We start from the raw sequence: 24,396 nt of genomic DNA, 5'->3' as shown, positions 1-24,396 counted from the left end.
TCAGGGCCATGCCCCGCCGCACGCTGCCGCCGCCTCCGCCGCCCGTCCATCTGCGCACCTGGCCGGACCGGAACGCGCTGCTGTACGACCGTGGCATGGCCCTGGAGGCCCTGCGCACACGGAGCCTGGGCCTGCACCGCCTCCTGCTGCTGTGGCTGTTCGCGCTCGGCTGCGTCATCGGCTGGGCGCTTCTGACGGTGCCCCTCGGAATGATCGAGGACCACGATGTGATGGCCTTCGTCCTGGGCCCGATCTGCGCGGTCCTTGGCCTCGGCGCTCTCGTACCGTCGGTGATCGGCGTCGTCGTCGGCATCCGCAACGACCGGAAGACCCGCGAACTCACCGACAGTTGGCTGGCGCTCGACAGCGACCCGCCATCGGACTCCGCGCTGCGCTCCCCCGGCCTCAGCCTCTGCTGGCTCCTCTCGTCCCTCCTCGTGAGCGCGCTCGGCCTGTGGGCGTCCTTCGCGTCACCGGCCTACGCCGAGCCCGGCCGGGACTCCTACAGCGACGTCGCGCTCGGCATGGGCGCAGGCCTCATCCTGTGGCTGACGGGCCTCATCGGCATCACCAAGGCGACGGGCCACTACCGCTGGGCGATACGGAAGTTGAGGTCGTCCCCGGCCGCTGACGCGCCGCACCAGTGACGTATGGCGTGGGCGTCAACCAAGCCCCGACGTCTCCCCAAGCCAAAGCCTTCGCCCCAGGTCATCCAACTCAAGCTTCCGCTCCTCACAATCAGGAAGCGCCCGCCTGAGCAGGGCCCAATAGTCCGGTCCATGGCCGGAGACCCTGGCATGCGCCAGCTCATGAGCGATCACGTAGTCGACAAGATGTGAGGGGAGCTGAAAGACGGCCCAGTGCAGTGCCACCTGCCCCTTCTCTCCCTCGCCTCGCCGGTACGTTCCCCAGCGATTTCCCACGTCCCGGACCACCACATCCGGTTCCGGGACCTCCATACGAGCGCCCCACGGCTGCAGGCGACTCCGCGACCAGCGGAGCCCAGCTTTCCGATACCAGGCAATGACATCGCGTCGCGCCCGGCGTCGATCCACGGCCCCCGCGGCATCCAGGACCAGCCGCCCCCTCAGAAGCCGCACCGGCGCGCCCCCATCGCCCCCCTGCCTCTCCACCACGAGCAGCCGGTACTCGCGCCCCAGGTAGAAGAAGCTCTCTCCGTCTCTGAAGGCCCGCACCGGGTGAGCCGGACGGTGCTCCTCGCGCAGCCGGAGCTTGGCGCCGATCCAGCCTTCGCTCTGTCTGACGAAGTTCTCCGCCCGGTCGACCTCACACTCAGGCGGTACACGGAGAGTGACCGAACCGTCTCGCTCGACGGTCAGGCCGAGCCTCTTGCGCCGCCCGCTCACCGCGACCACCAGCCTCCTGCCGTCGATCACGACTGTCTGCCCGTCCGCCAACGCGGATGGGCTCGGATGCAGCTGGTCGGAGAGTGGGGAAGCGGATGACACGCCTCTATTGTCGCCTCCCCTTGGCGCGGAAGGCGGCGGCATGACTCTGCGCATGCCCCGTGAGCGACGCGGACAGGGCGCGGAGCGCCCGCCTGTCGCGCTCCTTGGGCTTCAGGCCCGCCCGACGCAGGAGATGCCAGATGGCGACCTGCAGCTCATCCGCGCTGGATTCGTTCCCCGACCACGAAGCGCTACTGACATGCCCTGCGATGAGTGAGCCGAGCTCGACCGTCAACACCCGCAGGGGGTCGACGTCCAACACGTCGAAGGCCGGGGCCTCCGTCAACAGATCCGCAAGCTTCATGTACAGCTGCTGCTCGACGGGTGTGAGATCGGCGACGGCCGGGTCGGCCTCCTCCGCCTTCCGCGCCCGGTCGAGGAGGGGACCCATCCGGACCTTGATCTCGTCCCAGCGCCCGTCGAGTTCCTCCAGAATCGACTCCAGGTCTTCCGCGAGAGCCCGGTAGACAGGCCGGTCGTCCCGCTCCCGCCGCTCCTCCAGGTGATAGCGCAGTGCCTGCACCTGCTCAGCAGCCGCCAGTTCCATGTCGGGGATACGGTCCACGACCTCGTCGAAGTCCGGCGCCAGGATGGACACGGGCGCGATGATCTGTGTGATCTCAGGCAGTACGAGATGGTCGGCGACCATGGCCCGCACCTTGCGTCCGTACGCCCGCATGGAGAAGTCGCCACGCTCGGCGTCTCGGTAGTGCGTACGCACACGCTTCTGCAGGAGCGCCCACTGCCGGGCGTTCGGAACGTGTTCCAGCGCTCCCTCGTGCGGCAGTACGCGCTCAAGAGCACCCAGGAACGTCGCGAGGTTCGCGTCGAAGTCGGATCGCGCGGACTCGTCGCCCAGCGCCTTCGTGCCCCGCGAGATACCGCCGACCGTGTCGAGGCCGGTGATTCCCATCCCGGCGAGGAACAGCTCCATCTGCACAGCGGCCGCCTTCAGGTCCGGGACCTCACTGGCGAGGCTGCGCACCGTACGCAGGGTGGGACCGTCGCCCTTGTACGCGGGCAGCGTGACGGCGAGATCGCTCAACACGCCGTAGTAGTCCACGACCCGACCCTCGTGCTTGCCCTGCCGGGGCCGGTTCACCCGGGCGATGGCCTGGAGCAACTCGGCGTCCTGAATGGGCCGGTCCAGATACAGGGCCTGCTCGATGGGGGCGTCGAACCCCGTGAGAAGCATGGACTTGACGATCAGGAAGGCAATCGGTCGCTTCTCCTCGACGACGGGCGCGACCGCGGTGCTCCACGGGTTCAAGGCGATCGACCCGCCCGGCACAGGGTCGGGCTCCGGCTCATGCGTGATCACCCAGGGGTTGTCCGGCGGAAGTTCCGGGAACGGCTCCAGGAAGCGGTCGACGTGCTCCTGCTGGCGCAGCGGATCAGTCCATTCACGCCACAGCCCCTGCTTCTGCTCGCTACCGGCGGAGATCACCGGCACGAAGTCGATGCGCCGCAGCACCTCCTGGTACTGCCACGCACGCAGCAGCACCAGGTCGTCCCACGTGTAGTCCTTCAGATCCTTGTGCCGAAGTGTCGCGGGGTCGAATTCCCTGACACGGGCGAGGAGCTCGGCGCGAGCGTCGTTCAGCATGTGCCGATAGAGCACGACCGCACGTCGGCTGACAGCCGCAACCTGCGCCTTGAACCCGCCGGTCAGAGGCCCGGTGACGTAGTGCTCCAGCATGTCGACGGCCTTGGCCCGGATCATCGGTACGGACTCGGCGACAGCACGGCTCGTGGGCTTCAGCTTGCTGCGGACGCGATCCTTCTGCTCTTCCCTCAGCCGCGCGATCAGATCCTCGAACTTGCGGTTGAGCCCATCCTTCTCGTGCACCTCGGCCGACCCGGTACGCCCTTCGTAGCGGACGGGCACGACGACCTTGTCCCGCTCGGCCTCGTCCATCAGGTACGAGTCGAGGAACTTGTCGTCGGGCTCAAGCCCGAAGATCCGCCCCGTGTCGGTGAGCTTGCCCTTCATGATCGGCGTACCGGTGAAGCCGATCCGGGCGGCGTTCGGTACCGCGTCCCGCAGGCACGCGTGCAGGACAGAGGTGTGCGACCGGTGCGCCTCGTCCACAAGCACCAGGACGTGCGACGACGTACTGCACTCGGTGAACCGACGCCGGACCGCCTCGATGGCCGCGTCATCCGGCGTGGGATCGGCGGCGTCCTCGGCGTCCACCCCCTCCGCGATGCGGGCTTGCGCGTCCGCGAACTCGGCGCTGGGGTCGCGATCGTCACTGCTCGCGGTCTCCCCGACCACTCCGGGAATCCGCCCCAAGTACTTCTGGATCATGGCGAAGATGACGGCACGCCCACCCGGCTTCCCCGCACGCCGCAGCATGCCCTCCACGTCCGACTGAGACTTTGCGGTCCGCACGACACACCCGCTGACCCGCACGGCCGCCGACAACTGCTGCTCCAGCTGCTTGCGGTCGGTGATGACGAGGACGGTGAAGCGGTTCAGCTCCGGGTCACGGCTGGTCTGGAGCCTGCGGGCGAGAAAGGCCATGGTCAGGCTCTTGCCGGAGCCCTGTGTATGCCAGATGACACCACCGCGCTCGTCGACCTCGGCAGCCGGGTCGTCCACGGTCCGCCCGGTCCGCAGCTTCAGCACGATCTTCTCGACGGCCCGGTACTGCTGATGCCGGCAGATCGCCTTCACGGTGACCGGAGGCTCACCCTCCTTCGTCTTCACCGGCAGCTCGAAGACATAGTGCCGGATGATGTTCAGCAAATTGCGCGGCTTGAGGACAATCGCGACGAGCTTGTGCTGATCGGTCGTTTCGTCCTGCCCCGGCTCGATGAGTCGCCGGCCCGTCTCCCCCCTCACACCCTGGAGTACACGGGCGAGCGCCTTGTCGTCCTCGTAGTCCGGAGTCACGCTGCGCCAGGCGGCGAAGTGCTCCTCGGTCGACGTGATGGTCCCGAGCGCCGCTTCGTCCCCGCTGGCGGCGACGAGAAGCTGCACGGGCGCGAAGAACTCGGGCACCCCGCCGGGCCCTTCACCGGGCTCGCGGGTGTCGTCGTCGAGCGGGACCCCGGCGTAGGCGCGCAGATCACGGATCGCGGAGCCGATCGGGTCCTTGATGTCCGGACTCTTGCACTCGACGACGGCGACGGGGATGCCGTTCACGAACAAGACCAGGTCGAGGACTGCGTCGCGCCCGTCGGGCGTGATCACCCGCAGCTGATCGACGACGAGAAACTCGTTCCTACGAAGAATCTCCTCGTCGCCGACGCCCTCCAACTCCCAGTCGACGTACTGCACATGCACGGTCTTGCCCTGGTGATGCACCTCGTGCCCGGTGGCGGGCGTACCGCTCAGGAGCAGGCTCGTGACATCACTGTTGACGTCCTTGAGCGGCGCGGTGGCGACGTTCCGCGCGGCGCGCGCGAGGGCGTCGATGGCGGCGTCGGCGTCCGACGGGTCCATCCATGCCTGCCCCGTGCCGGGGACGCGGTTGAGACGCCGGACGGCGGAGCGCAGCCGCTTGGCGAGCAGCAGATCACCGTAAGCGCGCCCGTCGCCTTCGTGGTCGTGGTCGCCCTGACTGCGGCTGAGATCCGGCCCGTGGACGTGCTGCCAGCCCATCGACTTCAGCTGATCGATGATCGGCTGCTCCACCTCGTCACGCTCGGCCGTGCCGCGTTGCATGTACTGGCGCCTTTCCCCGGTGTCTCTCGCGCGTACGTGTGCATGTGTGTACGTCGACGCACTGCGAAGGCAGCCGCTTCGACGGCTGTTCTATTCTGCGCGCGATGGGGTGAATGCGGGGCGGAGAAGGTCAGTTCAGCGCGGGCGAGTTCCGGCCAAGAGGAGTGGCCGAGATGGCTGGGGCACGTCGCGGCGGGCGATGAGGATGGCCCGCATCCCGGCTGCGTGGCGGTGTACGTCGGCTTCCGGAGCGTGAATCGTTCGCTCACTGCCCGCGCCGATCACGACTGTTCGGCATGCCCGGCACAGGCCCTCTGGCAGAGCTTCGGGGCGGCCGGGCACACCGCACTCGGTGCACTCCAGGATGAGGCGGGGCGTGCGGGACGCGGCCTGGATCGGCTCCGGCGGCAGCTTGTCGCGGAGCCTGTGGGCCAGGAAGGCGCGGGGCGCGTGGACGGCTTCTGGGAGGCCCGAGGTGAGGGCGCTGGTCAGCTGGGTGCTGGTGGCTCCTCGGGCGAACCACTCGGCGGCGAGGCTTTCGAGGGCGTCGCAGTCGGTTGTGGAGAGGGACAAGCGGGGGTCGGTGAGGCCTAGTTGGGCGAGGGTTTGGTAGGCGGTGGAGGAGGTGGGGGCGGGTGTCTGGCGGGGGTGCGGTTGAGGCCTGCCTGTCGGGCGTGCGGCTGCTGATTGCGTCTTCGGCAGTACGTCGATGTGGGCGCCCTGGGGTGTGACGTCACCGCCGAGGAAGCGGGCCCACCATTCGCTGTCACGTGCGGTACGGGACCAGTAGCTGCGGAATACCCATCGGATACCGGTGCCGTCGCTGGCGGCGAGCTGCCGGACGCGGCGCAGATGCCCTGCGCGGGAGAGCTCGTTGAGGGCGGTGCGTACGGCTTGCTGTCCGTAGAGCGGCTGCGCTTTGGCGAGGGTCTTCGCGTCCATGGCGGCGCCGTCGGGGAGCCTGTCGAGAAGGGCGGCCAGATAGCCCTCACGGACGGGGAGGCGGCTGAAGTCGGCCAGGCGGCGGGGCTCGTCGTCGGAGTCCGGGGCGGAGCGTTTGCCGTAGCCGGGGTTGGCCATGGGGTGTGCGGGCGCGGGCAGGGCGGCGTTAGAGTCTTCGTAAGCCACGAGATCGCTCTTTCGATCTTGGGGTGAGACCCCGGCGGGTGTTGATAGCACCTGTCGGGGTTGTTTGTTGCTGCGAACGCTAGAGGGTCGCGACGCGGCGTGGCAAGCCGATCACGAAAAGTCATCTGTGCTGATACGAACGGGAGTTGGCGGGGCGGGCGGTTGGAATCCAACTACCCATTCCTAACAAACGGGGCTCGGATGTTGGGGTCCGAAGCTCGGAGCTCAGCGCCCGATGCGTGGTGGCGGATGCGCGGGGGCGGCGCGGGGTGCAGGAAATTCTCGCGGCAGGCCCACGAAATCCGCGGCGTGGGTGGGACTTTGCTGCAGTCGGCGCGGCCGCCATCGCGACGGCGCGGACTTCGCTAGCCCTGGCCTCGGGCGTGCGAGACGAAGGCGTCCCAGGCGGCGGCCGGGACGGCGAAGCGGGGGCTTCGGGAGCCGAGCTTCGAGTCTCGGATGTGGATGGTGTGGGGACAGGCGGCGACTTCTACGCAGTTGTTGTCGCTGGCGTCGCTGTGGGTGGACTTGCGCCAGTCGAAGGCGACTTCGAGGCAGTTACCGCCTTCGGTGCCGCTGTAGCTGGACTTGAACCACGTAAGTCCGGTGCTCATCGCTCCTCCGCCAACTCGCTGATGAATCGCGCCGACTCGGACGGAATCAGGGCCTGCCGAAGGATCATTGCATGGCGCTGGGAAACAATGCTGACCCTCTCGGGATCCGAGTAGAGCACGCCTGTGGTTTGTCCCTCTTCGTAGCCAAGGTGCTCATGCTCTGCGGTCTCGACAAGAACGATCGGTCCGTTGAGTCCAGGGTGGGCGCCAGCCATCGGCAGGACCTGAAGCGTCACATTTCGCCGTTGTCCAGACTTCAGCAAGTGCCATAGTTGTCGCTGATGGACATCGCGGCCACCGACTCGATTGCGGAGTGCCATCTCCCCGATCACGAAGTTGAACGACCTGGTCTGTCTGACCAGTACATCCTGACGCTTGATCCGAGCCGACACCCGCTCCTCGACTGTCTCGTCATCCAAGGGTGGCCAGTGCGCCTTGAGGAGAGCAAGGGCCGTTCCTTCAGTCTGCAGCAGTCCGGGGATGAGCAGAGGTTCGTATGAGCTCAGGACGATGGCCTCGGACTCGTAGCGGATGAAGTCCTGCGAGAAAGTCGGGAACGGCTCCGGCTTCAGGTACTCCTGAGCGGCAACAAGCTTTCCGCCAGCCCTACACAACTGATCAGCGACCTGAAGCAACAGGATCGTCGGCCGACGGCGGCCGTTCTCCATGGACTTGACGTACTCGTAGTCGTAGCCGACCTCCTTCGCCAGCGCCTCCCGGCTGACGCCGGCCTCCGTACGCCAGAGCTTGATCTGACTACCGCAGTAGCGCCAAGCGATCGGCGGCTGTGAGTTCGCCTCGGCCACCGCGCTCACCTCCCCGGGTCCACGGCGGGTACAACCACCCTCTGTACCCGCGCCGCTACTCCAGAGGCTACGCGCGAGCCACGACTGTGAACTCGCCGAACGACGAAAGCTCACACGCAAGGACCTGCGCATGCCGACGCCCAGTACACACTCCACGTCGCACCCCGCTACGCCCTCGCTCCCTCAGGACGTCGAGTGGCGCCTCCCCCGCCACGCGCGAAGCGTGAGCAGAGCCCGAACTCTCCTCACGGAGCAGGCCAGTTCATGGAAGCTCCCGCCCGATGTGACGGACACGGCGGTACTCCTGCTGAGCGAGCTGATGACAAACGCCTACCGCCACGCCAAGGCCGCCCCCGGCCGCGAGCTCTGGGCCCGCTGCGTACTGACGGAGGACCGCCTCCGCGTCTCAGTGACGGACGCGAACAACACGCTCCCGGTGCCGCGAAGGGCTTCATCGGAGGACCAGTCGGGGCGGGGGCTGACCCTGGTGGCGATGCTGGCGGATGAGTGGGATGCGGAGCTACGGGAGTGCGGCGTCGGCAAGACGGTGTGGTTCGAACTCCGCGTTACGTCTCAGCCGTAGACCTACGCGACATCACGCAAGCGCACCCTCGCCGACAGCAAGTCATCAATCACGCCACTCTTCACGCTACGCAGTTTGGCTAGTGCACCTTGCTCACTAGCAATCCGCTCATCCCATGCCGCGAGCTTCCCCACAATACTCCGCTGCGATTCGAGCGAAACCTTGGGAAAGGCTAGCGAAGCGAAGCGCGTGCCCCCCAGATGGGAGATACTCGTCTTCTCGGCCACCCGCGCAAACACGCCCCGCCAACGCCAAGCAACGAAAACCGCCTGAGCGTAGTCGGACAACACATCTACACCCGGGCGGAAGCGAATGAGAGTGTTTTGAAAACAGTACGCGCCAGGGGCTCCCTCGTAAATAGCACTGCGCCCCACCATGTGCAGGTTTTCTTGACCCTCATTTAGGAGAATGTCACCCGGCTCCAACTTGTACGTCTGGCGCTCCGACGGCGAGAACCCCATCTCCTTGACGTCGCCATACGAGATCTCCCCCTCGAAGACATTGGCTACCCGGAGGTACGGAAGCTGCGTGCCGAAAGCCTTGCTGCTCGGCGACAGCTGCTTACCCATACGCACCTCGCCGACCTCACGCACCGTCGGCCAAGCGCCGTCACCATCACTGACGACGTCTGACGCAACTGGGATCGCCGAGATCAGCACGCCATGCCGCACCGTGTTCAGCTTGGCGATAGCCGCCTCGATAGCCCGCTCTTCGAGAGCCAACGCCGCGAGCACTTCGACAATGCGCCGCTGCTCAGCCAGCGGAGGAGACAAGATAGGCATCGCCTTCAACTGCGATGAGTTGATAGTCGCCAGGTTCGTCGTCTGCTTGGCGATGCTCAAAAAGTAGCGACGCCCCTCGTCAGAGGCCAAATACAAGGCGAGGTACTCAGGCAGCAGCACCGACTCTCTGCACCGCACTCGGAATACGTGGTTCTGGTGCAGGCACGGCTCCAGCCGCCCATCCCAGACGGCCCCACGCCCAAGCTTGTCGAAGTCCCCGCCCTCCGTTAGGAGAACGTCACCTCGCCGGACAGCAAACCGCGACACCTCCGACTGAAGAACCCGGACCGTTTTCATGTCGGCAGTGTCGATGTATCCGTCCTGCACATTGGCAACACGTAGATACGGAAGTTCAACGCTCGCGCCCTCTGGAACAGCGCGCCCCAGGGTCACTCCACCGGATACATCAGCCAGGTCAGACAGAGTCTCGTAAGGAAAAGCCCCGCTAGCCGACATAACCCAGCTCCTCCAAGAACCCCTCCAACGCCCCCGCAGCCCTCTCCCGCCGCCCCTCAATCTCCCGCAAAGAAACCCCGTACTTCCCCTCCCACACCCGATACGCCTCAGCCAACTCCCGCTGACGCCGCACCACATGCCCGCCCAGCTTCCCGGACAGGTCATCCCGCAGGATGCCGAGCACCACGTCCCGCTCACCGCCGGCCTCGGCCAACTCCTCCCTAGCCCGCGTGAGCCCCGCCTTCTTCACTGCACCAGCCCCAGAGCCAGAACCAGCAGCAGCGGACGCCCCCTCTACAGCCTCCACACCCGAGCCCGCCTCCGGAAGCTCCATCAACGCCCCCTGCCCCGCAGCAACTTGCTCCGCAGCCCGAGCCCGCCCCTTCGCCGAAGCCGACGCCGATGCCGAGCCAGAAGCCACGCCCCCCGCAGCCTTCTTAGCCACCTTCTCCCGCTGCTCATCCCGCTTACGCTGCACCGCAGGCACCGGCCAGAAGTCGTCCTCAAGGACCTCGATGGCCTTCTTCGCCTCGGCCCGCTTCTTCGTCAGCTCCCGCATCTCGGCCTTGTCGAGCACCGCCTTGACCAGCTCCGGATCAACCTCCCCGGAGCCCGAGCCCGATCCCGAGCCCTCAGAATCCTCGGAGCCGCCCTCGGCAAGAGCCCGCGCCGCAGCAACCGCCGCCTCCGCCTCAAGCGCAGCCTTCACCTTCGCGTCCAGCGCCGCATGCGTACGCTCCGCCGACGCCAGGTCCTCCAGGAACCCAGGAGCGATGGCCGCCACCACCTTGTGGTCGTACGCCTGACGCCGCTCCGCCGCCGAACGGTCCCGCGCTCCACCCGTACGCGGGTCCGGCTCGGCCGCGAGCAGCGTCTCGACCGTCTCGACCCAGCCGTCCACGACGCCCGCGAAACCGTTGACCGACAGGGCCTTCAGCTCGTTCTTCGCATCGTGCCACCACCCGGCGACCGCGCCCGCGAGCGCGTACTGGTCAAGCAGCCCTACAGCCAGCAGACGCTCCCGGAATGACCCGATCAAGTCGCCCCGCAGCCGGGCTAGTTGAGCCTTGCGCTCCTCCTCCGTGCGGTCGTCGCCCTCCACCGGCTCCAGCGTCGCGATCTGGTCCGTCTCGGACGTCCACCACTCCTCGAAAGCAGCCCACAGCTCGGCCTCGCGACCAGCCGCCAGCTCCCCGATCCGCGCCGCGTCCGGTCGCTCACCCTCGGCCAGGAAGTCGACGTACGCAGGGTCATCCGCCCGCGCCGCGAACAGGTCCCGCACCCCGATCCCGTACGCGTCGAGCAGCGGCTTCTTCGCCTCGATCTCGGCGAGCGGCACGCCGCCCACCAAGTGCGCCCGTACGTCCTGCGGTTCGGGCGGCGGGGTGTTGTCGACGTACCGGCGGATGTTGAAGTTGAAGTCGTTGCGCTCCAGCTCCTCGCGGTCGACCACCTTCGCGAAGCCGTCGACGTCCTCGAACACCTCGTCGTCCTCGAAGGCGTGGAAGGTCGAGACGATCTTCTCGATGTGTTCTGGGAGGAGTACGTTCTGGGCGCGCTCCGCGTGGAACTCTCGGTCCGCGTTGATGAAGAGGACCTTGTTACGACGGTCCGGGCGCCGCTGGCCCGGCGGGCGCAGCACGATCACGCACGCCGGGATGCCGGTCCCGTAGAAGAGGTTCGGGGCGAGCCCGATCACGGCCTCGATGAGGTCGTGCTCCATCAGCAGCTTCGCCCGGATCTTCTGCTCCTGGCCGCCGCGGAACAGCACACCGTGCGGCATGACCGTGAAGACCGCACCGGCCTTCTTCTTCACCATGTCCAGCATGTGCTGGAGGAACATCAGGTCGGCCTTGCCGCGCTCGGAAGTCTGGCCGTGCGGCATGCGCTCGGTCAGGCGCGGCACTTCCTCCGCCTTGTAGTCCATGGAGAAGGGCGGATTGCTGAGGACCAGGTCGAAATCGCTCTCCGGATGCAGCGGGTTGGTGAGGGTGTCCCCGGTCCGCAGCGAGAACTTCTTGGCGCCGTGGAAGAGCATGTTCATGGTGGCCATGACCCAGGAGCCGCTGTTGGCGTCCTGCCCGGCGAGACCGAGATTGCGGGAGTCGCCGCCGTGCTCGTCGACATACTCCATCGCGTGGATGAGCATTCCGCCGGATCCCACACACGGGTCGTACACCCGCATGCCGCCGTGCGGGCGGGCCAGCTCCACCATCATCCGGACGACCGCACGCGGGGTGTAGAACTCACCACCCTTGCTGCCGGCGGAGTCCGCGAAGTCCTTGATCAGGTACTCGTACGCGGCGCCGATCATGTCGGGGAACTCGAAGTCCTCGCCACGCAGCCGGATACTGCCGAAGTGCTCGATGAGTGCCGCGAGGCGTTTGTCGGCCAGCGCCGCTGCCGAGCCCTTGCCGCTGCCGCCACCGCCGATGCGGTTGAAGTTGACGTGCGCGAAGAGGCCGCGCAGCTCGCTGTTGCCCTTCTGCGTCTCAAGAGCGGTCAGGGCGGGCTGGAGGTACTCCGTCGCCACATTGTCGACCGCCCCCGCCAGCTTGTCCCAGCGGGCGTCCTCCGGGACGAAGATCGCGCCGAGCGGGCCGTACCACTCGTACGACTCAGCCTCGTCCTCGGCTTCTTCCTGGCTGTCGCCCTCCGCCAATCGTTCGTTGATGACCACTTCGCGCGCGGCCTCGAACTCATCATTGACGCGCTTGAGGAAGAGCAGCACGAAGATGAAGTCGCGGTACTCAGCGGCGTCCATCGTGCCGCGCAGAATGTCTGCCGCCGCGAAGAGATGGCGTTCCAGCTGCGCGAGCGTGAGCTTGGCCACGTACGGCACTCCCTGAGATGACTGGCTTTTCCGTCCGGTTGCACCGGGAAGCCTACGGCTTCAGCCAACCCGGATTTCACCGCGTACGGGAAGTCACCTTCAGTAATCCACGACGTCCAAGCCGTCCTCGACGAAGCGCCACACGTCGGTGTAGGGATCCCACCGACTCTGATCTGGTCCGGTGTGTGCGGGGAGCGCCCTGGCGTACTGCCGTGCCTTCGCATACTTCCCGCTGAGCTGCTTCGGCATGACCCGCTTGGCCTGCTCCTTGGATACCGACTGAATGGTGGGCCCGTAGGTCTGGGGGAAACCGGGCTGCTGCCTGAGCCGGTCCGCGGCGGTGTCGCAGACCCCGCCGAAGGAACTCGTGGAGTCCTTGTAGTGGAGCAGACGCCACAGCTCGAAGCAGGGGTGGGAGTAGGCCACGTGCAGCTTCGCCCGCCTCGCCCGTGCGAACGCGGTGGGGATGTCCTCATGCTGATCCCGGTCGAAGAGGCACCACACCTGAGGCCAGTTCCAGTCGTCCGGCTTCAACTTCGCCTTCTTCGCGGCTCGCTCGACGTCGATCCACTTGTCGATCGCCTCGTCCACGAGCGGCAAGGGCTTACGGCGCTTGGACGGCGCGCTCAGATTCTCGACGGTGCAGACGATCTCGCGGTCCGGCTCCGCTCGTGTGCCTTTGTCCGTCACGAACGTGACGAACTCCGGCTCGGTGACCTCGCCCTCGGTGAAGACGTACACCTCGCGCCGCAGCACTTTCGGCTTCCTGCTCCGCCCCGGGTTGTCCCGTCCCCTATCCCTCGCCATCAGGAACGCTCGGCCTCCCCTGTCAGTGCGGTCAGCACTCTTCGTCCGATCTGCCCTTGGTTCACCTTCGGCACCCCTCCGAAAGCCCCCGCGAGATAGGAATCCGAGAGATCCTCTTCGGGCCCCGGATCGACATCGCTCAGCGGATAGAGCTCCGTGGCCCCGCCCTTGTCCTTCTCAGTGAGCCAGATCTGGCCTGGGTCCAACGACCTGCCACCTCGGGGTGTCTTCAACAGCGACGCGTCATGAGACGTGAACAGCAGCTGCGCCTGCTTGGTGTTGGACCAGGGCGCCTGGAAGAGGCGAACCACCTCTGCCGCGAACCGCGGGTGCAGGCTGGCGTCCAGCTCGTCGATCAGCAGAACGGCTCCGCTGTCCAGCGCCAGCAGAAGTGGCCCGATCAACGCGAACCAGGAGCGGGTTCCGAACGACTCGTGCGACCAGTCGAAGGCTACGGGCTCATCCCCACTGCCCTCGTGCAACAGCTTGACCGCTGGCGCCCGACCTCCCGGTTGCCGCTCGACCTCGGCACCTCGAATGCCCAGGTCGGCAACACGGAGCAGCTCTTGTACGCGGTCTCGCGTCTCTTCGTCGAGCAGCCTTTCAGCCGTGTAGGCCTCGCGCTGCTTCAGCTCCACCTCAGGGGAGATGTCCCACAGGTTCGACCTGAACCAGTCGTAGATTCGCGAGAGTTGAGGGTGGTTGTCACTGGCCGCCCGGCTGAGCAGCAGGGCATTGGGGCGTGTCGTGCGCGCGAGCCGGGCGCGGTCCTGTACCCGTTCGCCCGGGAAGTCGTATGCGTTTTGGCGGGAGGCGTCGCGGTCCATCCACACCTGCCGCCGCCCCTTGGGGTAGGCATGGAGCCACTCCGACTCGACTCGCTTGTCACCGAGTTCGAAGCCGTACGTCCACCGCACGCCGTCATCCAGCACGAAGTCGACCTCGTAGAAGGTGCTCTCGGCTGTCGCCTTCGCATCGAGTCCGAAGGGCTCGCGGTCAGGTACTCCCGTGTATGAGGTCCACGGCCCATAGGAACTGAGGACGGCTTCCCGCATCTTCTTCAACGCTTTGATGACATTGGACTTGCCCGAAGCGTTCGCGCCGAAGATGCCGAGTACCGGATAGACCTGGAGGGACTTCCCGTCAGACAGCGGAAGAGCTCGCGCCGCGTCCGACTCCTCACCCGACGGGACGACAAAGGACAGCTCCTGCTCCTCGCGCAGCGACCGTACGTTTGCCGTGCGGAACCTCAGCAGCACTCCGTCCTCCTCTCGTCGCGCACAGGGTAACCGCGTGATCGCATACGCGCCTACCGGACGGTCAGGTCAGACCAGCCGCCGCGCCGTCGCCCACCGCGTCAGCTCGTGCCGGTTGGACAGCTGGAGCTTGCGCAGGACCGCCGACACATGCGACTCGACCGTCTTAACGGAGATGAACAGCTGCTTGGCGATCTCCTTGTACGCATACCCGCGCGCGATGAGCCGCAGCACCTCGCGCTCGCGTTGCGTGAGGCGGTCCAGGTCCTCGTCGACCGGGGGCGCGTCGGTCGACGCGAAGGCGTCGAGGACGAACCCGGCGAGCCGCGGCGAGAACACCGCGTCCCCGTCCTGCACGCGGAAGATGGAGTCGACCAGGTCGGTGCCGGTGATCGTCTTGGTGACATAGCCGCGGGCCCCGCCACGGATGACTCCGATGACGTCCTCCGCGGCGTCCGACACGGAGAGCGCGAGGAACCGCACAGGCCGCTCGGCATCGGACATCAACGGCGCACAGCGGCGCAGCACTTCGACACCGCCGCCGCCCGGAAGATGCACGTCGAGGAGAACGACCTCGGGGCGCGTCGTCGTGATGACCGTGACCGCCTGGTCGACGTCCGCGGCCTCGCCGACGACCTCGACGCCGGTGATCGCTGTCCTGCCGATCTCCGCCTGGACGCCCGTACGGAACATCCGGTGGTCGTCGACGAGGACGACGCGCGCACGGCGGCCCTCCGGGGCACCGCCCGCGGCGGCACCCGTCGCTTCAGCCGCGTCGGCCGTCGCTTCGGCGGGCTGTGCCGACTCGGCCGCACCCTCTGTTCCGCCCCTGGGCCCCTCGGGCTCACTCGCGTCGCTCATGTCGTCGCCGTCCTCTCCATCTCCAGCTCGACTTCCGTGCCGCCCCCCGGCACCGCGCGCAGCCGCGCCGTGCCGCCGTTGCGCTGCATACGGCCGATGATCGATTCTCGTACGCCCATGCGGTCGTCCGGCACGGAATCCAGATCGAAGCCGGGGCCACGGTCGCGGACGGACACGAACACCGTCTGCCCGTCGACTTCGGCGAAGACCTGCACCGCGCCGCCCTCGCCACCGTACTTGGCGGCGTTCACCATTGCTTCGCGCGCGGCCTGCATCTGCGCCGTGAGCGGGTCGTCCAGCGGGCAGTCGCCGACGACGACGACCTCGATGGGGACGCCGTGCTTGTCCTCGACCTCCGCCGCGTTGCGCCGCACCGCTTCGGCGAGGGTGTCGGGCTCGTCCGCCTCGTCCTTGCCCGTCCCCTCCGGTTTGTAGAGCCACTGACGCAGGTCGCGCTCCTGGGCGCGGGCCAGGCGGCGCACCTCTCCGGCGTTCTCCGCGTTGCGCTGGATCAGGGTCAGGGTGTGCAGGACCGAGTCGTGCACATGAGCGGCGACCTCTGCCCGCTCCTGGGCACGGATGCGCATCAGCCGCTCCTCGGAGAGGTCCTGCATCATGCGCACGAGATAGGGGCCGGCGAGCAGCGCGACGCCGACGAGAACGGCGAGCGCGGCCTGCAGCACGGAGCTGAGGTGCGAGGTGGAGCCCTGCAGCACGACTATGCCGGAGACGCCGGCGCCGACCAGCAGCACTCCCGCCCCGGCGCGGGCGATGGTCAGGGTGCGCCTGCGACGGCCGACGGCCATCCAGCGGGCCCGGCGGGCGTTGTCGGCCTGCCGCCAGACCAGGGCGACACCGGCGGCGACGAGCAGGGTCGGCCAGAGATAGGCCTTGGTCGAACTGCCCAGGTCCACGTTGCCGACGAAGACCATGGCGACGATCACCATCGCGAGCAACGCGACGAGCTGGCCCTTGTCCGGTTTGCGGGCCACGAGTCTGCGTCGCCCGTCGGGCGATATCTCCGCGGTGACGGGTGAGGGTGGCCGCTGGGCGTCGACGCCGCCGACTCCCAGCGGCACGAAGAACCAGAACGCCGCGTACAACAGCGCGCCGAGCCCGTCCGCCATGAACAGTCCGACGAAGATCAGCCGCACCCAGACGACGGGAAGGCCGAGATGGCCGGCGAGGCCGCGCGCGACACCGCCGAGCCAACGGCCGTCACCGCTGCGATAGAGCTTTCGCAGCGGCCGCTCGTCTTCGATGGGTACTGCTGCGGCTTCCGGCATGTCTCCGATATTCACACGCGTACGCGTGCGCGGGCATCAGGGTCGACCCCCGAGACGTCCCTGATCTACGACCCGGACGGCAGGGGCCCGGAGGTCGGGGCAGGGGTGTGTCAGGGACGATCTCAGGGTTCGGCCAGGGTTGTCCCGACTGCCGCGGCGGCCTTCGGCCCGTCACCATGGACACATGACAGACGAGCAGCCCGCCGGGACGGGCCCGCAGGCCGCGCCGCGCGATCCCCTCACCGCCACGGCGCGGGAGCCGGGCGGGCCGATGGTCGTGCGGGGCTTCCGCCGCGACCGCCGGCACAAAAAGCTGGGCGGTGTGTGCGCGGGGCTCGGTCAGCACTGCGACATGGATCCGGTGATCTTCCGGATCGGGCTCGCGCTCCTCTCCGTCACCAGCGGACTTGGCCTTGTCTTCTACGGCTTCGCGTGGCTGTTCGTCCCCTTCGACGACGAGGAGGAGAACGAGGCGCGCAGGCTCCTCTCCGGCCGGGTGGACGGCCAGGCCCTGACGGCCGTGCTCTTCGCGCTCGTCGGCTGCGGGGTCTTCCTCTCCCTCCTGAACAACGGCGGTGCGCTCACCTTCGCGACCGGCCTCGCGCTGCTCCTCGCGGGTGCGGGGTACTGGTCGCAGCAGCGCGGCACGACCGACCCCGACCCGGTGGCGGCCCAGGCCGCGGCGGACGCCCCGCCCGAGGCGAAGGCACCACCGGTTGCCGGCGCCCCCTCCTGGTGGCGGGACCCGATCATCAAGGACGGCACGCACGACGGGATCTCGGGCTATTTCTGGGGGCCCGAGGGAGTGACCGTCGGGTATCAGCCCGACCCCCCGCACGGGCCGATACGGCAGTGGCAGCCCGAAGCGCCGCGGCCGCCCAAGCCGCGGGGCCCGCGCTGGATCGGCGGCCTCATCTTCCTGGGAGCGCTGCTGGCCGGCGGTCTCGGCACCGGCCTCACGTGGGCGGAGCAGCCCCTCGGCACCAGCCTGCAGACCGGCCTCGCGCTCGCGCTCGCCGTGTTCGGCATCGGCATCGCGATCAGCGCCTTCCTCGGGCGCACCGGCGTGGGCTCGATCGTGCTCGCGGTGATCACGGCCGGGCTGCTGGCGGGCTCGGCCGCGCTGCCCAAGGACATCACCACCACCTGGGCGGAGACGGAATGGAAGCCGACCGCGGTGGAGCAGGTCCGGCCCCAGTACGAACTGGGGACAGGCGTCGGCACGCTCGACCTGACCCGCGCCGGCCCCGGCAAGGGACAGACCCTGAGCACCAGCGCCGAGGTGGGAGCAGGTCAGCTGAAGGTGATCCTGCCGCGGAACAGCACGGTGGAGCTGAACATCGAAGTGGGCGTCGGCGACATCCAGTTGCCGGACGACCGCAAGGGGGACGTGGACATCGCTCCGGGCAAGGAGAAGTCGGTGACGTTGGACCCGCCCGCGGGCAGCAAGGACGGCGGCAGGCTAGAGCTGCACGTCGAGGTCGGCGTCGGACAGGCGGAGGTGAGCCGTGCTACGTCATGAGTTCCATCCCGGCAAGCTGGTCCTCGGTCTGTTCCTGCTGATAGCGGCCATCGCCTACGCGGGCGACGCGGGCGGCATCTGGGACACGCCCTGGTTCGTGGCGTTCCCGCTCCTGCTGGCGGGGCTGCTGCTCGCGGGCGCGGCGGCAGCGGTGTCCTACGGCATACGCGGGCGGCCCACCGCCCGCGCGAAGGGCCGGACGGACTCCACGGAGGCCTGACGCTCAGCCGAGTCTCGAGCGGTATCTGCGACGGGTCGCGATCATCGCGTCGACCGAGAAGATGGCCGCCCCGGCGAGGATCAGGGGGAGCCACGCCATCAGGTAGGCCAGGTCGTTGCCGTAGTAGTACGGCTCGATGGACCAGCTCATGGTCAGCCAGAGGCTGAGCGAGATCAGCGCGCCGCCGAGCGCGGCGATCCGGGCGAACAGGCCGATGAGGGTGCCGATGCCGACGGCGAGTTCACCGAGGGCGATGGCGTAGCCGAAGCCGACGGGGCTCTTGAGGGCGAGGTCGACGAGTTCCGGGATGGCGGAGAGACCGCGGATGTCCTGCATCTGCCGGCCGATGGAACCATCTCCGTCGGCCGACAGGAAGGCGCTGTCGGTGAGCTTGTCCAGGCCCGCGTAGATGAAGGTGACGCCGAGGAAGATCCGGAGCGGGAGTAGGGCGTATCGGGAGGCGCTCTCCCTCCAGCCGGTGCTTCTGACGTAGCTGGTGTGGCTGTCGGTGCGCATGCCATGAGCCATCGCTCTCGCCGCCTCTCCCGTTGACCCGCTTCGCCCATGAACCCGTCTTCTGACGATACGTACGAACAGGGGGGCCTGCTCAGTGGCTTGCACCGAATTCGCGAGGACCGGCCCGGCGATGGGCCGGGGCGCTCAGTCCGTCACGTCGATCGTGCAGCGGTTCGTCTCCACACCCGCGGCGGTGATCACCTGGACGTCGACGCGCCCCGGCTCCACGTCGACCGGGACGGGGACGGTCAGGGCCGTGTCGGTCGGGTTGGTGAACCCGCCGGGGACGGGGACGAGCGGCACATGGACGTGCACGGTTCCGATGCGAACGACCATCCGGGCGAGACGATCGGCGGTCTGTGCGCCGGGAGGCACGAATCCGGCGCCGCGGACCTCGATGTCGTCTCCCGTGCGGATGGGTGCGTCGAGATCGCCCGCCTCCCGGGCGCGCACCACGGAGAGGATCACGGGCCGGCCACCCTCGGCGTACTTGCCCGCGAGGTACGTCGCCGCCGACACCAGGACTAGGAGGGCGAGCCCCCACGGCAGGTCGGGCAGCTGCTCGGGGCGGCGCGCGAGGCGTACGGCTGTGAAGATCATGGCGGCCGCGCTGACCAGGACGTACTGCGCGTCCGCGAAGCTGCCGCGGCCCGCGTCGTCGGTGAGCAGGTCGGCGGCCCGGGGCCGGTCGGCGGGCACCTTCTGCAGCCGCTGGCCGAGGACGCGCAGACCCACCACACGGCGTACGAGCACGGCGATCCCGCAGGCCACGGCGAGGACGGTCAGGGCGCCGGCGGCGCGGCCGAGGTCGAGCCCGGCGATCAGCTCGTCGCGCTCACGGGGTCCCGATGCCCCCGCGAGCTCCCCGACGAGGACGAGCACGGCGAAGACGACGAGGAGGACCCAACAGGCGGCCACCGCGCGGGAGGTGGAGAGGCGGTTGTCCTCCCCGACCAACGGCGCGAGGATGCCGCCGCGCGCCCGGTGCACGTATCCGGCGCCGGTCAGCAGACCACCGACGACCACGGCCGCGAGCAGCCCGGCGGTCCGGGCGATGCTCCACCCTGTGCCGATCGCGGTGAGCGCCTGGACCAGGAGAAGCGCCCCCACGGCCACCCAGATCACGGTGGCCGAGCGGCGCCAGAGCAGGCCGAGCCAGGCCTCGCCCTCGGCCCTGCCCCGTTCGGCGACGGCGCGCGCGGACTGGGTCAGCTCGTCCGACACCCACTGCCGGGAAGCGCCCGCCGAGTGGGCGACCGCCGCGGGAAGCCCCTGCCCCGCCGCCAGCTCGTCACGCTTGGCGAGGAACGCCGCCACGGCACGCCGATGCCCCTCGCGTGCGCCGTGCGGGCAGTCGCCGCATGTGCAGCCGCCCCCGTGTGCGCCCTGCCGCGCCTCCTGCACCGCCACCGCGTACGCCGCCTTCCCCGCCCTCGTTCGAGCACCGAAACGTGAACTTCCTTGCGATGAAAGGGGATTGTGCCGTACTGGAACACGATCGGGTTCCCCGGGTCAGGTCAGCGAGGGTGATTTCCCCGTACGCGCGTTGACGGCGGGGGCTGTCGGCTCCGGGGCGGGCTCAGGCCAGCAGATCCGGTTCGCTGCGGCTGATGTCCTGCCACAGGGACTGGTAGTTGATCCACGCGACGAGATCGCTGCCGAGCTGCTCGCGCGTCGCCACCGCCTGCTTGTGGCCGATGAGGATCGGGCGGCCCGCGGCCCGAGCGCTCAGCTGTACCTGGCAGGAGCGCTCCATCGTGAGGAACCACCAGGCGGCGGCGTCGACGGAATCGCCGACGGTGAGCAGCCCGTGGTTGCGCAGGATGACGGCCTTGTGGTCGCCGAGCGCGGTGGCGATCCGCCGGCCCTCGTCCGAGTCCACGACGACGCCTGTGTAGCCGTCGTACAGCGCGTGGCTCTCGTAGAAGGCGCAGGACTCCTGGGTGATCGGGTCGAGGAGTTCCCCGAGTGTGGACAGGGCGCGGCCGTGCAGGGAGTGACAGTGTGCGACGGCGACGACGTCCGGCCGTGCCAGGTGCGCCTGCGCGTGGACGGTGAACGCGGCCTGGTTGACGTGGTGGCGGCCCTCGACGACCTGCCCCTGCGCGTTGGCGAGGACCAGATCGCCCACGGTGACGTGCTTGAAGGGCATCCCGAAGGGGTTCACCCAGAAACAGTCCTCGTGCTCCGGGTCCCGCGCCGTGATGTGCCCGGAGACCCCGTCCTCGTATCCGAGCCGTCCGAAGATGCGCAGCGCCCCCGCGAGCCGTTCCTTGCGGTAGCGCCGTTCGTCCGCCAACGAGTCGTGCACCGGCGGCATCGCGAACTGCAACCGCTCGACGGGTATCGGTGTGGGCGCCTGCATGTGTCCTCCATTCCTGGCTGTACGGAGCGGAAGTTACCGCCGGTCAGCGCAGGAAGACAGGGGGTCCCTGTGAAGAGAGTGCGCAATCGGGGCGCGGGGCCGGGGCCGGATCGGCGCGACAAGCCGGACAGGAGGTGTCGGGTATCGACGCGACACTCACCGTATGACGACGAACGCAGCGTCGGACACGGCGCCGAACACGAGGAAGCACGCCACAACGGACTGGGCATCCTTCAGCGCGGCGGAACCCGCCTTCGCGCGGACGGCCGAGGAGCGGTTCGGCCTGTTCACGCATCACGTCCTCGCCACACTCCGCAAGGACGGATCACCACGGACGACCGGACTCGAAGTGCGTTTCCTGCACGGGGAGTTGTGGCTCGGCATGATGCCGGGCTCGATGAAGGCCCTCGACCTGCGCCGCGATCCGCGCTTCTCGATCCAGGCCAACCCGGGGCCGGGCACGGAGATGGCCGGCGGCGACATCCGGATCTCGGGGCGGGCGATCGAGGTGAAGGACCCCGAGGTCATCGCGCGGTACACGGGCGAGGTGGACCCGCCGGACCCGGACGCGTTCCACCTCTTCCGTACGGAGCTGACGGAGGTGGTCAGGACGTCGATCGAGGACGAGAAGTACATGGTGGTGCGGGTGTGGAAGCCGGGCGCCCCGACGCGGACGACCAGGCGGACCTGACGTACGCGGACGGCGCCGCCCACCTCGGTGGACGGCGCCGTGTCAGCGCTGCGCGATGGCTCGCGCCGGGAGTGCTACTCCCACTCGATGGTGCCCGGCGGCTTGCTCGTCACGTCGAGGACGACGCGGTTGACGTCGGCGACCTCGTTCGTGATGCGCGTCGAGATCTTCGCGAGGACCTCGTACGGCATGCGGGTCCAGTCGGCCGTCATGGCGTCCTCGGAGGAGACGGGCCGCAGCACGATCGGGTGGCCGTACGTCCGGCCGTCGCCCTGCACGCCCACGCTGCGCACGTCCGCGAGCAGCACGACCGGGCACTGCCAGATCTCACGGTCGAGACCGGCCGCCGTCAGCTCCTCGCGGGCGATCGCGTCGGCCTCACGGAGCAGGTCGAGGCGCTCCTTGGTGACGTCACCAACGATGCGGATACCGAGACCGGGGCCGGGGAAGGGCTGGCGCTGGACGATCTCGTCCGGCAGGCCGAGCTCCTGGCCGACCATGCGCACCTCGTCCTTGAAGAGCTGGCGCAGCGGCTCGATCAGCTGGAACTCGAGGTCCTCGGGGAGGCCGCCCACGTTGTGGTGGGACTTGATGTTCGCGGTGCCGGTGCCGCCGCCGGACTCGACGACGTCGGGGTAGAGGGTGCCCTGGACGAGGAACTCGACGGGCTGGTCGTTCGGGGCCTCGGCGACGATCTCCGCCTGGGCCTGCTCGAAGACGCGGATGAACTCGCGACCGATGATCTTCCGCTTCTCCTCGGGGTCGGAGACCCCGGCGAGGGCGCTGAGGAAGCGCTCCTGCGCGTCGACGACCTTGAGCTGCACGCCCGTGGCCGCGACGAAGTCCTTCTCGACCTGCTCGGTCTCGCCCTTGCGCATCAGACCGTGGTCGACGTACACGCAGGTCAGCTGCGAACCGATGGCCTTCTGCACCAGGGCGGCGGCCACGGCGGAGTCGACGCCGCCGGACAGGCCGCAGATCGCGCGCTTGTTGCCGACCTGCTCACGGATCGCGGTGAGCTGCTCCTCGACGATGTTGCCGGTGGTCCAGTCGGGCTTCAGGCCCGCGCCCCGGTAGAGGAAGTGCTCGAGCACCTGCTGGCCGTGCGTGGAGTGCATCACCTCGGGGTGGTACTGCACGCCGTACAGCTTCTTCTCGTCGTTCTCGAAGGCCGCGACCGGCACGACGTCCGTGGACGCGGTGACGGTGAAGCCCTCGGGCGCCGCGCTGCACGCGTCGCCGTGCGACATCCACACGGGCTGCTCGGACGGGGTGCCCTCGAAGAGCGTCGAGCCGGGCTTGGAGACGGCCAGCGGCGTACGGCCGTACTCCCGCGCGCCCGTGTTGTCGACGGTGCCGCCGAGGGTGGTCGCCATCAGCTGGAAGCCGTAGCACATGCCGAAGACGGGGACGCCGGCCTCGAAGATCGCGCGGTCCAGGCGCGGGGCCTCGTCCGCGTACACCGACGAGGGGCCACCGGAGAGGACGATCGCGGCGGGCTTCTTGGCGAGCATCTCGGAGACCGGCATGCTGCTCGGCACGATCTCGCTGTAGATGCGGGCCTCCCGGACGCGGCGGGCGATGAGCTGGGCGTACTGCGCTCCGAAGTCGACGACCAGAACGGTGTCGGGGGCGGCAGCGGGGGTCGCTGATGGCACGGCGGCGGCCTTCCGGCGTTGAGCGTGAGCTTGAGCGATGAGCTGGGGCTCGTGCGTGAGCAGGGGGTCTGTATTTGTCGATTCTAACGGGCTCACGGGCACCCCATTCGTCGCATCCGACGGAGCCGCGGCCGTCCCGCCCCTGGGACCGCTCGCTGAGGACCCCCTGGGGTCGTTCCCGCGCACGTGGCGGTGCTCGACGTCTCAGTATCCGAGCCGTCACGGAACCCGTGTTGACCGGGCACGCGCGCGTGGGGGCATACTGGCCTCGTGACCAAGCACCTCAGCTTCCTCTTTACCTATGGCAACCGGCCCGCCGGCTGCCATGGTCGAGCTGCTTGATCCACTGACAAGCGACTTCCCAGGCGCCCCGGGCCGACAAGGCCCGGGGCGTTCTGTCATTTCCGGACCTTGTCGCTCCGGGGCACTCCACCGACGAGGAGCCCCACATGACCATCGCCACGACCGCCACCACCGCCACGGCCGGTAAGACCGACAAGACCGGCGCCCGCACCCCCGAGGCCGCTGATGTGATCGAAGGCGCACGTGACCGCATCGACGCACTCGACGACCGCATCATCGGTCTCGTACAGGAACGGATGGCCGTGTCGGCCGTCATCCAGGACGCCCGCATCGGTTCGGGCGGTCGTCGGGTCAACCTCTCGCGCGAGATGGAGGTCCTCGCCCACTACAGGGACGCGCTCGGCAAGCCGGGTACGTCGCTCGCGATGACGCTCCTCGAACTGTGCAGGGGCCGGGTCTGAGCGCCTCCCGGCACGGCACCTCCCGGCGCACCGCGGCCACCACGGCCAGGCGGACACCACCGGATCTGAGTTCGGGTCCGCTCTCACCCGTACGGCGCGTGACCGG

Annotated in this window: 21 protein-coding genes; 6 read left to right on the top strand and 15 right to left on the bottom strand. The window is 68.4% G+C overall.

Going from position 1 to position 24,396, the window contains the following annotated elements:
• Positions 1 to 8 precede the first annotated feature (8 nt).
• On the top strand, positions 9 to 647 hold the full coding sequence (locus tag ABXJ52_RS22290; RefSeq protein WP_367044384.1) for a hypothetical protein: 639 nt from the start codon (positions 9 to 11) through the stop codon (positions 645 to 647).
• 15 nt (positions 648 to 662) lie between these two features.
• Here the strand turns inward: ABXJ52_RS22290 and ABXJ52_RS22285 are convergent, their stop codons facing one another.
• The 5 genes from ABXJ52_RS22285 to ABXJ52_RS22265 form a co-directional block, all read right to left on the bottom strand.
• A complete protein-coding gene (locus ABXJ52_RS22285) occupies positions 663 to 1,397 on the bottom strand; it encodes a SprT family zinc-dependent metalloprotease (RefSeq protein ID WP_367044383.1) in 735 nt (244 codons plus the stop codon).
• 76 nt (positions 1,398 to 1,473) lie between these two features.
• The gene (locus tag ABXJ52_RS22280; protein ID WP_367044382.1) at positions 1,474 to 5,142 is read right to left on the bottom strand and encodes a type I restriction endonuclease; all 3,669 of its coding nucleotides are present in this window, start codon (positions 5,140 to 5,142) and stop codon (positions 1,474 to 1,476) included.
• A 135-nt stretch (positions 5,143 to 5,277) separates the two neighbouring features.
• Positions 5,278 to 6,270 (bottom strand): hypothetical protein, encoded by a 993-nt coding sequence (locus ABXJ52_RS22275; RefSeq protein WP_367044381.1) that lies wholly within the window; start codon positions 6,268 to 6,270, stop codon positions 5,278 to 5,280.
• A 365-nt stretch (positions 6,271 to 6,635) separates the two neighbouring features.
• Entirely contained in the window at positions 6,636 to 6,884 is a 249-nt protein-coding gene (locus ABXJ52_RS22270) for a DUF397 domain-containing protein (protein WP_367044380.1), read from the bottom strand.
• On the bottom strand, positions 6,881 to 7,690 hold the full coding sequence (locus ABXJ52_RS22265; protein WP_367044379.1) for a helix-turn-helix transcriptional regulator: 810 nt from the start codon (positions 7,688 to 7,690) through the stop codon (positions 6,881 to 6,883). Before ABXJ52_RS22265 ends, ABXJ52_RS22270 begins: the two co-directional genes overlap by 4 nt.
• A gap of 130 nt (positions 7,691 to 7,820) precedes the next feature.
• On the opposite strand from ABXJ52_RS22265, the gene ABXJ52_RS22260 reads away from it, so the two are divergent.
• The gene (locus ABXJ52_RS22260; RefSeq protein ID WP_367044378.1) at positions 7,821 to 8,273 is read left to right on the top strand and encodes an ATP-binding protein; all 453 of its coding nucleotides are present in this window, start codon (positions 7,821 to 7,823) and stop codon (positions 8,271 to 8,273) included.
• Positions 8,274 to 8,275: 2 nt separating this feature from the next.
• On the opposite strand, the gene ABXJ52_RS22255 is transcribed toward ABXJ52_RS22260, so the two are convergent.
• From ABXJ52_RS22255 to ABXJ52_RS22230, 6 genes are all read right to left on the bottom strand, one after another.
• On the bottom strand, positions 8,276 to 9,511 hold the full coding sequence (locus ABXJ52_RS22255) for a restriction endonuclease subunit S (RefSeq protein ID WP_367044377.1): 1,236 nt from the start codon (positions 9,509 to 9,511) through the stop codon (positions 8,276 to 8,278).
• Complete coding sequence (locus tag ABXJ52_RS22250) at positions 9,501 to 12,344, bottom strand: class I SAM-dependent DNA methyltransferase (RefSeq protein WP_367044376.1); 2,844 nt, start codon at positions 12,342 to 12,344, stop codon at positions 9,501 to 9,503. Before ABXJ52_RS22250 ends, ABXJ52_RS22255 begins: the two co-directional genes overlap by 11 nt.
• 99 nt (positions 12,345 to 12,443) lie before the next feature.
• The gene (locus ABXJ52_RS22245) at positions 12,444 to 13,100 is read right to left on the bottom strand and encodes an RloB family protein (RefSeq protein WP_367044375.1); all 657 of its coding nucleotides are present in this window, start codon (positions 13,098 to 13,100) and stop codon (positions 12,444 to 12,446) included.
• 50 nt (positions 13,101 to 13,150) lie between these two features.
• Positions 13,151 to 14,410 carry an ATP-binding protein gene (locus ABXJ52_RS22240; protein ID WP_367044374.1) on the bottom strand — a complete coding sequence of 420 codons (1,260 nt, stop codon included), beginning with the start codon at positions 14,408 to 14,410 and terminating at the stop codon, positions 13,151 to 13,153.
• A gap of 66 nt (positions 14,411 to 14,476) precedes the next feature.
• Complete coding sequence (locus ABXJ52_RS22235) at positions 14,477 to 15,268, bottom strand: response regulator transcription factor (RefSeq protein WP_367044373.1); 792 nt, start codon at positions 15,266 to 15,268, stop codon at positions 14,477 to 14,479.
• Positions 15,265 to 16,554, bottom strand: a complete 1,290-nt coding sequence (locus tag ABXJ52_RS22230) for a PspC domain-containing protein (RefSeq protein WP_367044372.1) — start codon at positions 16,552 to 16,554, stop codon at positions 15,265 to 15,267. The genes ABXJ52_RS22235 and ABXJ52_RS22230 overlap by 4 nt, the downstream gene beginning before the upstream one ends.
• Before the next feature lie 184 nt (positions 16,555 to 16,738).
• On the opposite strand from ABXJ52_RS22230, the gene ABXJ52_RS22225 reads away from it, so the two are divergent.
• The gene (locus ABXJ52_RS22225; protein WP_367044371.1) at positions 16,739 to 18,076 is read left to right on the top strand and encodes a PspC domain-containing protein; all 1,338 of its coding nucleotides are present in this window, start codon (positions 16,739 to 16,741) and stop codon (positions 18,074 to 18,076) included.
• Positions 18,063 to 18,296 carry a hypothetical protein gene (locus tag ABXJ52_RS22220; RefSeq protein ID WP_367044370.1) on the top strand — a complete coding sequence of 78 codons (234 nt, stop codon included), beginning with the start codon at positions 18,063 to 18,065 and terminating at the stop codon, positions 18,294 to 18,296. Before ABXJ52_RS22225 ends, ABXJ52_RS22220 begins: the two co-directional genes overlap by 14 nt.
• A 3-nt stretch (positions 18,297 to 18,299) precedes the next feature.
• On the opposite strand, the gene ABXJ52_RS22215 is transcribed toward ABXJ52_RS22220, so the two are convergent.
• The 3 genes from ABXJ52_RS22215 to ABXJ52_RS22205 form a co-directional block, all read right to left on the bottom strand.
• Positions 18,300 to 18,824, bottom strand: coding sequence for a DoxX family protein (locus ABXJ52_RS22215; RefSeq protein ID WP_367044369.1), 525 nt, complete (start codon positions 18,822 to 18,824; stop codon positions 18,300 to 18,302).
• 132 nt (positions 18,825 to 18,956) lie between these two features.
• Positions 18,957 to 20,222, bottom strand: a complete 1,266-nt coding sequence (locus ABXJ52_RS22210) for a hypothetical protein (RefSeq protein ID WP_367044368.1) — start codon at positions 20,220 to 20,222, stop codon at positions 18,957 to 18,959.
• A gap of 169 nt (positions 20,223 to 20,391) precedes the next feature.
• Positions 20,392 to 21,177 carry a class II aldolase/adducin family protein gene (locus ABXJ52_RS22205; RefSeq protein WP_367044367.1) on the bottom strand — a complete coding sequence of 262 codons (786 nt, stop codon included), beginning with the start codon at positions 21,175 to 21,177 and terminating at the stop codon, positions 20,392 to 20,394.
• A gap of 163 nt (positions 21,178 to 21,340) precedes the next feature.
• On the opposite strand from ABXJ52_RS22205, the gene ABXJ52_RS22200 reads away from it, so the two are divergent.
• Positions 21,341 to 21,868 (top strand): pyridoxamine 5'-phosphate oxidase family protein, encoded by a 528-nt coding sequence (locus tag ABXJ52_RS22200; RefSeq protein ID WP_367044366.1) that lies wholly within the window; start codon positions 21,341 to 21,343, stop codon positions 21,866 to 21,868.
• A gap of 74 nt (positions 21,869 to 21,942) precedes the next feature.
• Here the strand turns inward: ABXJ52_RS22200 and guaA are convergent, their stop codons facing one another.
• Positions 21,943 to 23,526, bottom strand: a complete 1,584-nt coding sequence (gene guaA / locus ABXJ52_RS22195) for a glutamine-hydrolyzing GMP synthase (RefSeq protein ID WP_367044365.1) — start codon at positions 23,524 to 23,526, stop codon at positions 21,943 to 21,945.
• Between the two features lie 449 nt (positions 23,527 to 23,975).
• Between guaA and ABXJ52_RS22190 the strand changes: the two genes are divergently transcribed.
• Positions 23,976 to 24,290: a chorismate mutase gene (locus tag ABXJ52_RS22190; RefSeq protein ID WP_367044364.1), complete on the top strand. Its 315-nt coding sequence runs from the start codon at positions 23,976 to 23,978 to the stop codon at positions 24,288 to 24,290.
• The last annotated feature ends 106 nt before the right edge of the window (positions 24,291 to 24,396 follow it).

Origin of the sequence: Streptomyces sp. Je 1-332, assembly GCF_040730185.1 — a bacterium.
GTDB lineage: Bacteria > Actinomycetota > Actinomycetes > Streptomycetales > Streptomycetaceae > Streptomyces.
Note: the sequence above shows the minus strand (reverse complement) of the source record. Positions and strands in the feature narration are given on the sequence as shown.